This is a genomic window from Candidatus Angelobacter sp. (genome assembly GCA_035607015.1).
Taxonomy (GTDB): Bacteria; Verrucomicrobiota; Verrucomicrobiia; order Limisphaerales; family AV2; genus AV2.
In genome coordinates, this window is the sequence record DATNDF010000362.1 from 22,929 (window position 1) to 33,373 (window position 10,445).

6 protein-coding genes are annotated in these 10,445 nt (G+C 62.4%); all 6 read left to right on the forward strand.

Annotated features, from left to right (window positions below; translation table 11 throughout):
- Window positions 1-6: 6 nt before the first annotated feature.
- Window positions 7-2,451, forward strand: a complete 2,445-nt coding sequence (locus tag VN887_14570) for an ABC transporter permease (GenBank protein HXT41232.1) — start codon at window positions 7-9, stop codon at window positions 2,449-2,451.
- The gene (locus VN887_14575; GenBank protein ID HXT41233.1) at window positions 2,444-4,897 is read left to right on the forward strand and encodes an ABC transporter permease; all 2,454 of its coding nucleotides are present in this window, start codon (window positions 2,444-2,446) and stop codon (window positions 4,895-4,897) included. Before VN887_14570 ends, VN887_14575 begins: the two co-directional genes overlap by 8 nt.
- 38 nt (window positions 4,898-4,935) lie before the next feature.
- The gene (locus VN887_14580) at window positions 4,936-5,307 is read left to right on the forward strand and encodes a four helix bundle protein (protein HXT41234.1); all 372 of its coding nucleotides are present in this window, start codon (window positions 4,936-4,938) and stop codon (window positions 5,305-5,307) included.
- A gap of 11 nt (window positions 5,308-5,318) precedes the next feature.
- Entirely contained in the window at window positions 5,319-7,793 is a 2,475-nt protein-coding gene (locus tag VN887_14585) for an ABC transporter permease (GenBank protein HXT41235.1), read from the forward strand.
- Window positions 7,786-10,218 (forward strand): ABC transporter permease, encoded by a 2,433-nt coding sequence (locus VN887_14590; GenBank protein ID HXT41236.1) that lies wholly within the window; start codon window positions 7,786-7,788, stop codon window positions 10,216-10,218. The genes VN887_14585 and VN887_14590 overlap by 8 nt, the downstream gene beginning before the upstream one ends.
- Before the next feature lie 39 nt (window positions 10,219-10,257).
- A partial coding sequence (locus VN887_14595; protein ID HXT41237.1) for a hypothetical protein occupies window positions 10,258-10,445 on the forward strand: 188 nt, incomplete at its 3' end.

Genomic DNA, 10,445 nt, shown 5'->3' on the forward strand with positions numbered 1-10,445 from the left:
CGCCCTATGCAAGACCTCAGATTCGCCTTCCGCCAGTTGCTGAAGAACCCCGGTTTCACCACCGTGGCAGTGCTCACCCTCGCGTTGGGCATCGGCGCCAACACCGCCATCTTCAGCGTGGTCAATACGGTCTTGCTCAGGCCGCTGCCCTATCGCGAACCCGACCAACTGGTGCAGTTGCGCATGGACTGGTCGGGCAAACCCAGCACCCTCATTGGCAGCGCCACGTACGTTGAAGTGAAAGCCCAGAGCCAGTCGCTGGCGCGCATCGCCGCCTACAGTGGCGGCGACATGACCCTCACGGGGGTCGGATCGGTGGAACGAGTCGTGTCCGGCGCAGTGACGGCGGATTTTTTTCCACTGCTCGGCATCCAGCCGGCGTTGGGACGCAACTTCACCCGGGAAGAGGACAAGCCCAACGGCCCAAAGGTGGCCATTCTGGGACACGGCCTCTGGCAGAGCCGATTTGGCGGCGATGCTAACGTGCTGGGCCGGACGATCACGTTGAACCAACAAAGTTACACCGTCGTGGGCGTTCTTCCGGCGCGCTTCCAATATCCCGAACAGTTTCAACTTTGGACTCCTCTGGCGCTTGGTGAAACGGGGGGGACCTTCGTGGCGTATGGCGAAGGCATGATGCTACTGAAAGCCATTGCCCGATTGAAACCTGGCGTGACGCTTCAACAGGCGCAAACCGAATTGCAAACAATTGCGCGGCGTAGTCAGTCAAGGGGACCGACGGCGACCCGGGGCGGCGAAGGTGACGGTGGCGGTGAGGGTGTTTTGACCCTGATCGGACTGCACGAGCAGGTCGTCGGCGATGTGAAGGGAATGTTGCTCGTGTTGCTCGGCGCGGTCGCGTTGGTCCTCCTCATCGCCTGCGCGAATGTCGCCAACCTCCTGCTCACGCGCGCGGCCGCGCGGCAACGGGAGATGGCCGTCCGCGCCGCGCTCGGAGCCGGACGGCTGCGGGTTGCCCGCCAGTTGCTCACGGAAAGCGTGCTGCTTTCCATGGCGGGCGGCGGTCTGGGTCTATTGATGGCGTTCTGGGGCGTCCGGGCGTTCGGGCAATGGAGCGGCGCGAGCTTGCCGGTGATGCACGCTATTGGCATCGATGCGTGGGTGCTGGCGTTCACGCTCGGCGTGTCGGTGATCACCGGATTGGCGTTCGGACTCGCGCCGGCGGTTCAAGCCTGGCGCACAGACGTCAACGCCGCGCTCAAGGAGGAGGGCCGCGGAGACACGGGCAAACATCGCAGCCGGCTCCGGCATCTTCTGGTCGTTTCGGAGGTGGCGCTCGCGCTGGTTCTGCTCATCGGCGCCGGGTTGTTGCTCAAAAGCTTTTCGCGGTTGCTCGACGTCAATCCGGGCTTCCGGGCCGAGGGCCTGTTGACCTTCCAGGTAAATCTGACGGGCGAGAAATCCTCGCCCCAGAAAGTCAACTTCATTGAACAAGTCGTCGAGCGGTTGAAGGCGCTGCCCGGCGTGCAGGCGGCCGCCGCCACGGATACCCTGCCGCTTACCGATTTTTCGCGCATTGCCGTGGCGGATGTCGAGGGCCGGCCACCGATTGACTTCCGAACGGCAAAACGGGAGGACGTGATTCCGCTTTCAAGACCGACGGTCACTGTAGGTTACTTCGATGCGATGGGCATTCCGTTGAAGAGCGGACGCACGTTCACGTCGCAGGATGCGCGTCCAACGGGAGGATCGGTCGTCGTGAACGAGTCGTTTGAGAAACAGTATTTCCCCGGCGAAAGCGCCATCGGCAAACGCATCCGTCTGGCGGCGAGTCCGGGTAAGACGGCGCGCTGGCAGACGGTGGTGGGCATTGTCAGCGATGTGCGGCAGAGCGGATTGGCGGGGGAGGTCCTGCCAGAAGTGTATAGCCCGGAGCTGGATGACACGGGAGAAGCCCTGAGCTTCGTCATCCGCGTCGCCGGCGAGCCGGGCGGCCTGATGTCTGCCGTGCATGGAGTGGTGGCGGCTGTGGATCCGAATCAACCGCTTCACAACGTGATGACGATGGAGCAGCGGCTGGCGAATACCACGACCTCGCCGCGTCTCAGCACGGCCCTGTTGGGCAGCTTTGCGGCGGTCGCGCTGCTGCTCGCCGTCGTGGGCATCTACGGCGTGATGTCGTATGCGGTGACGCAACGCCGGCGCGAGATCGGCGTGCGGATGGCCTTGGGCGCGCAGAAGAGTGATGTGCTCGGTCTCGTGATCGGCGGCGGACTGCGGCTGACGCTGGCCGGGGTTGCGATCGGGCTGCTCGGGGCGTTTTCCCTGACGCGATATCTGTCGAGGCTGCTCTACTCCGTAAAAGCGACGGATCCACTGACTTTTCTTGCTGTAGCGGTGGCCCTGACGGGAGTGGCCCTACTGGCCAGCTGGCTGCCGGCTCGCCGCGCCGCAAAATTCAATCCGATGGAGGCGCTGCGCCATGAATGACCTCAGATTCGCCTTCCGCCAGTTGCTGAAAAACCCTGGCTTCACTGCTGTGGCCGTGCTCACACTCGCGCTGGGCATCGGAGCGAACACGGCCATTTTCAGCGTTGTGGATGCGGTACTGTTGCGTCCGCTCGCATATCCTGAGTCCGATCGATTGGTTTGGTTGAGCGAGCGGGGCCCCGATTGGTCGGGTGGATCCATTTCATGTCCCAATTTCACTGATTGGAGGAATCAGCAATCGGTTTTTGAAAAGTTTGGTGTTTACAGCGGTAGCAATTTTACTCTCACGGGCGCAGGCGAGCCGGTCCGGCTGGCGGGGGCGATGATGTCGTCGGATGTGTTTGCGGCCTTGCGCGTCCAACCGGAAATCGGGAGGGTTTTCGGCGAAGACGAAGACAAGCCGGGTGGCCCGCCGGTAGCCGTGATCGGCCACGCACTCTGGCAGAATCGATTTGGCGGCGATGCCGGAATTGTCAATAAAACAATCAATCTCAACGGGAAAGCTTATACAATTTTGGGAGTAATGCCGGCGGGATTTGAGTTTCCCAACAAAGTTGACGTCTGGCTGCCGGTGGGCCCTCTTTTCGCTGAGTCCAGTTGGCAGAATCGAGACAACCATCCCGGCCTGTTCGGATTGGCGCGTCTCAAACCGGGAGTCACTCTCGAAAAGGCGCGAACCGATTTGGACCTAATCGCGGTTCGCCTCGAACAACAATACCCGGAATCCAACAAGACCCGGCGGGTCCAGATCGACAGATTATTGGATAACAAAGTTGGAAACGTCCGGCGTGCGCTTTGGATTCTCCTGGGAGCGGTCACTTTTGTATTGGTGATTGCTTGCGCCAACGTCGCCAATCTTTTGCTCGCGCGCGCGGCGGCCCGAGAAAAGGAAATGGCTCTGCGCGCGGCATTGGGAGCGGGCCGATGGCGAATCACCCGACAATTGCTCGCGGAAAGCGGCTTGCTCGCGCTCCTCGGCGCGGCCACGGGTTTGCTTTTTGCCAAAGGCGGGCTCCGTACCGTAACGGCCCTGGCCGGCGATAGCATGCCGCGCGCGGCCGAAATCAGTCTTGATCCGCGGGTGCTTCTGTTCTCGGGGCTGGTGGCGGCGCTCACGGGCATCTTATTCGGCCTTGCCCCAGCCTGGCACGCGAGCCGCGTCAATTTGCAGGCCACATTAAAAGAAGCGGGGCGTGGAGCAACCGCCGGCCGCGCGGGTTTGCGACAGGGGCTTGTCATCGCGGAAGTCGCGCTGACGTTCGTTCTCCTGGTTGGGGCCGGCCTGCTGCTCCTCAGCTTTCATCGACTATTGCAGGTCAATCCCGGCTTCGTGGTTGACCGTGTTTTGACTTTTCGCATCAATCCACCTGGAGACACGTATCAAACAGACGAGCAGCAGATTCTTTTTTGCCGGGCTTTGCTCGAAAAACTTCGCGCGTTGCCCGGTGTGCAAGCCGCGAGTCTTGCCTCACAGAATTCAATTCCCCTCCACGACGGCGGTTGGGATATGCGGTTCCTGGTTGAAGGAAGAGCCGAACCGCCGCCTCATCTTCAACCCTCGTTGCAGTTTCATCTCATTGCACCGGATTACTTCCAGGCCATGGGCATTCCGCTTCTGCAAGGACGTGATTTCACGGACCAGGACAATCGAGAGCGCCTGAGGGGCGCTTCATCCGGTAATGATTGGGGCGCCGGGCTCAACTCGGTCATCATCGATGAAGAATTCGCGAAGCGCTATTGGCCCAACCAGAATCCACTCGGCCAGCGCATCCGGATTCCTTTTGGAGAACGCGAGAAACAACCGGTCGTCACCATAGTGGGCGTCGTCGGACGCATTAAAGAGAATCGCTTAAGCGAGCAAGGCGGGTTGGTGCAGGCCTATTTTCCCATGTATCAGCAACCGCTCGGGAATATGGCGGCGGTGGTCAAAACCACCAGTGAACCCGCCGCGCTGCTCAGCACGGTGCGGCGGCAAGTTGCTCAACTCGACCCGACGCTGCCCATTTTTGAAATCTCCACCTTGAAAGAAATGCGCGACCATAATGTTGCGCCGGACAGAGTTAATCTCGGTTTGATTGGCGGGTTCGCCGTTCTCGCCCTGGTGTTGGCCATCATCGGACTCTATGGCCTTCTGTCATTCACGGTCACTCAGCGTCAAAGAGAGATCGGCGTGCGCATGGCTCTGGGCGCCCAACGATTCGATGTTCTCAATTTGGTGATCGGGCAGGGGATGCGGTTGATCCTTGCCGGCGTGGTCATCGGACTTTTTGGATCATTCGCTTTGACGCGAGTTTTAGCCAGCGTGCTTTTCAACGTCGAGCCTGCCGATCCACTCACTTTTATCACCGTGACGTTTTCACTTTGCGCCGTGGCCTTGCTGGCGTGCTATATCCCGGCTCGTCGCGCCACAAAGGTCGATCCGATGGAGGCGCTAAGGTGTGAGTGAAGAGGGGCGAGGGACGAGCAACGCAGAAGGTTTTGCAAATGAACCAAACAGTCAAAAGCTATAAGGATCTCGTTGTTTGGCAGAAGAGTATCGCGCTCGTAATGCGGGCTTATGAACTTACGCGATCCTTTCCCACAGATGAAACGTTTGGTGTGGTTTCGCAGATGGGTCGGGCGGCGGTATCAGTCCCATCGAACCTCGCCGAAGGCCATGCCCGGAAGACGACGGGAGAGTTTATCCAGTTCATTTCGCACACCGAGGGTTCATTGGCCGAACTGGAGACCCAACTAATTTTGGCCGAGGAAATAGATTTCTGTTCGTCCATTGAAGCGCAACCCATTCAAAACCTAATCGAGGAAGTTCAGAAAATGGCCAATGCTTTGCGCCGTTCCCTAGCCTCTTGCCCCTAGTCTCTCGCCCTATGCAAGACCTCAAATTCGCCTTCCGCCAGTTGTTGAAAAATCCCGGTTTCACCGCTGTGGCGGTGCTCACCCTCGCGTTGGGCATCGGGGCCAACACCGCCATCTTCACGGTGATCAACGCGCTCGTGTTGCGGTCGCTCCATGTCCCGGAGCCGGAACGGTTGGTGCGCGTGACGGTCTGGAGCGCACCCGTCCGCGACGAGGGTTTTCCATATGGATTCTATCAGCGGCTCTCCGAGCACGCGCCATCGCACACGACCCTCGCAGCGGCGCAGCGCTGGATATCGAAGCGGGAACTTACGGCGACCGGTCTGGGCCAAACGGAACCGGAGGCCGTCAACGCCCAGGCGGTTTCGGGCAGTTTTTTTCCCGTGCTCGGGGTCTCCGCAATCGTCGGTCGCTCGCTTACCCCCGCCGATGATCGCGCTGACGCTCCGCAACCGGTGGCCGTGATCAGCCACGCGTTCTGGCAGCGCCGGTTTGGCGCGAACCCGGAGGTCATCGGTCGCGCGATTCAGCTCGATACGGTGCCTTTCACGATCGTCGGCGTGATGCCGGCGGGTTTTTCCGGCATCGAGGTCGACGGCCACGCCGATCTGTGGTTGCCCCTGCAGATGCTCCCGCAGGTTGACGGTGACACGCGGGACCTGGTGCGCGCGAGACCGGAAGCGGGCGAATGGCTGACCGTGTTTGGCCGGCTGAAATCCGGCGTCGCACGCGAACAGGCGCGCGCCGAGCTGAGCACGTTTTACCAGCAGCAGCTTGCCGCGCAGTTGGAGACGCGCGGCGCGCAATGGACCGAGACCCAGCGCAACAATTTCCTCAATCAGCCGCTTGAGCTCGAGGTCGCCGGCGCCGGCACGAGCATTGGCCGGCGATTCTCCCGGTTGTTTGGCATTCTCGCGGGCACGGCCGGCCTGGTGCTGCTCATCGCGTGCGCGAATGTCGCCGGCCTGCTGCTCGCCCGCGGCGCGTCGCGTCGGCGCGAATTCGCCGTGCGGGCAGCACTCGGCGCGCGGCGGGGCCGCCTCATTCGCCAACTCGGGGCGGAAAACCTGTTGCTCGCATTGTTGGGCGGAGTGTTTGGGCTGGTTTTCGCCCGCTGGGGGACCGATTTGCTGGCCGGTTATTTGCCGCAACACGGCCGGGCATTTGATCTGATGCCGGACGGGCGCGTGCTGTTGTTCGCGCTGACGGCGTCTGTGCTGACCGGCGTGATGTTCGGTCTCGTGCCGGCGCTCCGCCTCAGTCGTCCGGATTTGGCGACGGCGATGAAAGACCAGGCGGGGCAAATGGCGGGCGGCGCGCGTGCGTGTGCGAACCACGCGCTCGTGGTCGGCCAAATCGCCCTCTCGGTGATCCTGCTGGCGGGCGCGGGGCTGTTCGTTCGCACGCTGCGCAACCTGCAGGGTCTCGATCTGGGATTTAAGCGGGACCATCTCGTGTTGTTCGATCTCGATTTTCCGCGGACCTACGACGCGGGCCAACAAACCCAGGTGAATGCGCGGATTCTCCAACTGGTCTCGTCGCTGCCCGGGGTGCGCTGCGCATCGCTTTCCGGGGCCGGGCTCCTGAGCGGCAATACCGTGCGCACCCGATTTTCGGTCGATGGCTACACGCCGCAGCCGGATGAAAAAATGCAGGTAACGGCGGTTGTCGTGGGTCCGCGTTTCTTTGAGACACTGCGCATCCCACTGCTCCGTGGCCGCGAGTTGGCGACCGCGGATGTTTCCAGTCCACCCAAAGTCGTCATCGGCGAGTCGATGGCGCGGCGGTTCTTCGGAGAGACGGATCCGATTGGCCGCATAATCCGGCACGGGCGCGAGGCGACGCCGTTCGAGATCATCGGTGTGGCGAAGGACACCACTTACCAGAATCTCCGCGAGAAGACCCCGCTGGAGTATTATGTGCCGTATTTCGGCGGGATGACCAATATTCCGCCGACGTTTTACGCCGACACAACCCACGATCCCTCGGTCCTGGAAGCCAACCTCCGCCCGATTATCCGGCAGGTCGATCCACGGGTGACGATCAGAGACATGCGCACGATGAAAGAGGTGATCGACGGCACCATCGTGCAGGAACGCGCTATTGCGCAACTGGCGAGCTTCTTCAGCGTGTTCGCGCTGATCTTGGCTAGCCTGGGCCTGTACGGGGCGTTGTCGTTTGGCGTCGTCCGTCGCACGCGCGAGATTGGCGTGCGCATGGCGCTGGGTGCGAGCGCGCGCGAAGTGCTCGCCCTCGTCGTGCGGCAAGGACTCACGCTGGCGTCGCTCGGCTGCGCCCTCGGTCTCGCCGGTGCGCTCGCGCTCGCGCGGCTTGTCGCGAGCCTCCTCTACAATGTGAAAGCGAACGACCCGCTCACGTTCGTGGCAACCGCGCTCGTTCTGCTTGGCATTGCTCTGCTCGCGTGCTGGCTGCCCGCGCGCCGGGCGGCCGAAGTCGATCCGATGGAGGCGTTGCGTTATGAATGATCTCAAATTCGCCTTTCGTCAGTTGCTGAAAAACCCCGGCTTCACCGCCGTGGCCGTGCTCACCCTTGCGCTCGGCATCGGCGTAAATACGGTTGTCTTCAGTTGGATTCGCGCGGTGCTGCTCGACACTGTGCCCGGGGCGCGAGATGCCCACCGGCTCGTCGTGCTCTGTCCGCGGCACGTCAGCGGCCGTCTCAGCGACACGACGTCGGTGCTTGATAATCGCGATCTGGCGGCGGAGACGAATGCCTTTGTCGGCGTCACGGGGTCGCGCTACGACGCGATGAGTTTGCGCGTGGGAAAGGAAATCGAGTGGGTCTGGGTGGAATCAACGGAGGCCAATTTTTTCGACGTCCTTCGAGTGACACCCGCGCTGGGCCGGTTCTTCCTGGCCGGCGAGGACACGCATCCCGGCGGTGACGCCGTGGCGGTGCTCAGCCATCGTTTTTGGCAGCGGCGCTTTGGCGGCGAAACAAACGTGATCGGCCGCGTGGTGGAGATTGCGAACCGTTCTTTCACCGTGATCGGCGTCGCGCCCGCGAATTTCTACGGAGGCATGGGCGGACTGCAATTCGACCTTTGGCTCCCGATCACCATGAGCACGGATTTCAACGACACGGCGGAAGCTTTGAGCCGGCGAAACTTTCGCGTCCTGCACACCTATGCGCGATTGCAACCGGGCGTCAGCATCGCGCGGGCCCAAAGCGCCGCGAGCGCCGTGATGCGCCGGCTTGAAACCGAATATGGGGACACGAACCGCGACGTAGGCATCGCCGTGTTGCCCGTCTGGAAATCGCCGTGGGGCGGTCAGTCGGCGCTCCTGCCGCTGCTTCGTTCGCTGGCTGTCGTGGCGACGCTGCTGTTGTTGCTCGTGATCGCAAACGTCGGCAACCTGCTGCTCGCCCGCGCCACGGCCCGGCAGTCGGAAATGGCGGTGCGCCTGGCGCTCGGGGCAGGGCGGGCCCGACTCGCGCGTCAGTTGCTGACCGAGAGCTCTTTCCTCGCGGCGCTTGGCGGTGCGCTCGGCTGCATGTTTGCCTCCTGGGGCGTGGGACTTCTCTTCAGACTCCTGCCTCCGGCGCCGCACCTCCCGCTGGGTTACGATGTGCATCTCAACGGAACGGTCCTGTCCTTCAGCGCCCTCGTGACTCTCGGCACCGGAGTTCTGTTCGGCCTCACTCCCGCGTCGCAGGCCGTAAAGGCGAACCTCAACGACACGCTCAAGCAGGGGGCGCGCGCCGGCGTTTCCGGACCGCAGATCCATCGATTGCGAGGTTCGCTCGTGGTTTGCGAAGTTGCCTTCGCCCTCGTGCTGTTGGCGGGAATGGCCCTTTGCGCTCAAAGCTTTCGCCGTGCCCGGCAAATCGATCTCGGTCTCGACCCGCGTAACGTCTGGGTCGCAGGCTTCCGACTGCCTGTGGTCGGTTACGATGACGATCGGACGCGAAGCACATATCGCCGCCTGCGCGAGAGCCTCGCCGCGCTGCCCGGTGTCGAAAGCGTCGCGCTTGCCGACTGGTTGCCGCTCGGATTCGAAGGCGGCAGCAGCACGCGCTTCGCGGCGGCAGGATACCAGCCGGCGCCAGGGGAACCGATGTCCGCCGGTGTGAGCACAGTCTCGCCGGATTATTTTCGTACGCTGCGAATCCCCGTCCTCGGCGGCCGCGAATTCGCCGAACGCGATGACGCCGCCGCCGCGCGTGTCGTCGTCGTCAACCGGCTTTTCGCCGACCGCTACTTTTCGGGACGCAATCCGCTCGGATTGAAACTGGATTTCTGGTCGCGCGAATGGACCGTCGTGGGCGTGGTGAAGAGCGGGAAATACCGTTCCCTGAACGAGCCGCCGACGCCGTTCATCTACGTTTGCGAACCGCAGGTCGGCGACCGCAGTCTTGCGGCCGTCGTGCGCACTGACGGTGATCCGCGCGGCATCGCGCGGGCTGTCGAGCGGGCGGCGCTGGCGGTCGATTTGTTGCTCAAGCCGGTCGCGGCCCTGACGATGCCGGATTACACGGCCGGGGCGTTTGCCGTTCCGCGCATGGCGGCGGCACTGCTCAGCGCTGTCGGCGCGATTGCGTTGGCGCTCGCGGGGCTTGGGCTCTATGCGGTCATTGCCTGTTCCGTGAGCCAGCGCACGCGCGAAATCGGCCTGCGCATGGCGCTGGGCGCGCAACGATTCGATGTGCTCCGGTTGTTCGTGAAGCAAGGGTTGAAGCTCACCGGACTGGGAATTGTGATCGGTGTGATCGGCACCGCGGCCGCCGCGCAAGTGTTGTCCAGCCTGTTGATCGGCGTCTCCGCGAGCGATCCGGAGGCTTACTTTACCGTTGTTGCCATGCTGGCCGGGGTCGCGTTGATCGCCTGCTGGCTGCCCGCTCGGCGCGCCGCCAAAATCGATCCGATGGAGGCACTGAGATACGAATGAGCGATGAACCGGTTTAACGCTTCGACTATTCAACGACCCATGAACGATTTGAAATTCGCCATCCGCCAATTATTGAAGAATCCCGGCTTCACGGTCGTGGTTGTGTTCACCCTGGCGCTCGGCATTGGCGCCAACACGGCCATCTTCACGGTGATCAACGCGCTCGTGCTTCGGTTGCTGCCGGTGCAGGACCCTCACGACCTCGTCCAAGCGTCCCTGGCCGGGGG

What these genes read in the sequence shown, in the direction of transcription:
- VN887_14570 (HXT41232.1), top strand. Translation starts at nt 7, where the DNA reads ATGCAAGACCTCAGATTCGCCTTCCGCCAGTTGCTGAAGAACCCCGGT.
- VN887_14575 (HXT41233.1), top strand. Translation starts at nt 2,444, where the DNA reads ATGAATGACCTCAGATTCGCCTTCCGCCAGTTGCTGAAAAACCCTGGC.
- VN887_14585 (HXT41235.1), top strand. Translation starts at nt 5,319, where the DNA reads ATGCAAGACCTCAAATTCGCCTTCCGCCAGTTGTTGAAAAATCCCGGT.
- VN887_14580 (HXT41234.1), top strand. Translation starts at nt 4,936, where the DNA reads ATGAACCAAACAGTCAAAAGCTATAAGGATCTCGTTGTTTGGCAGAAG.
- VN887_14590 (HXT41236.1), top strand. Translation starts at nt 7,786, where the DNA reads ATGAATGATCTCAAATTCGCCTTTCGTCAGTTGCTGAAAAACCCCGGC.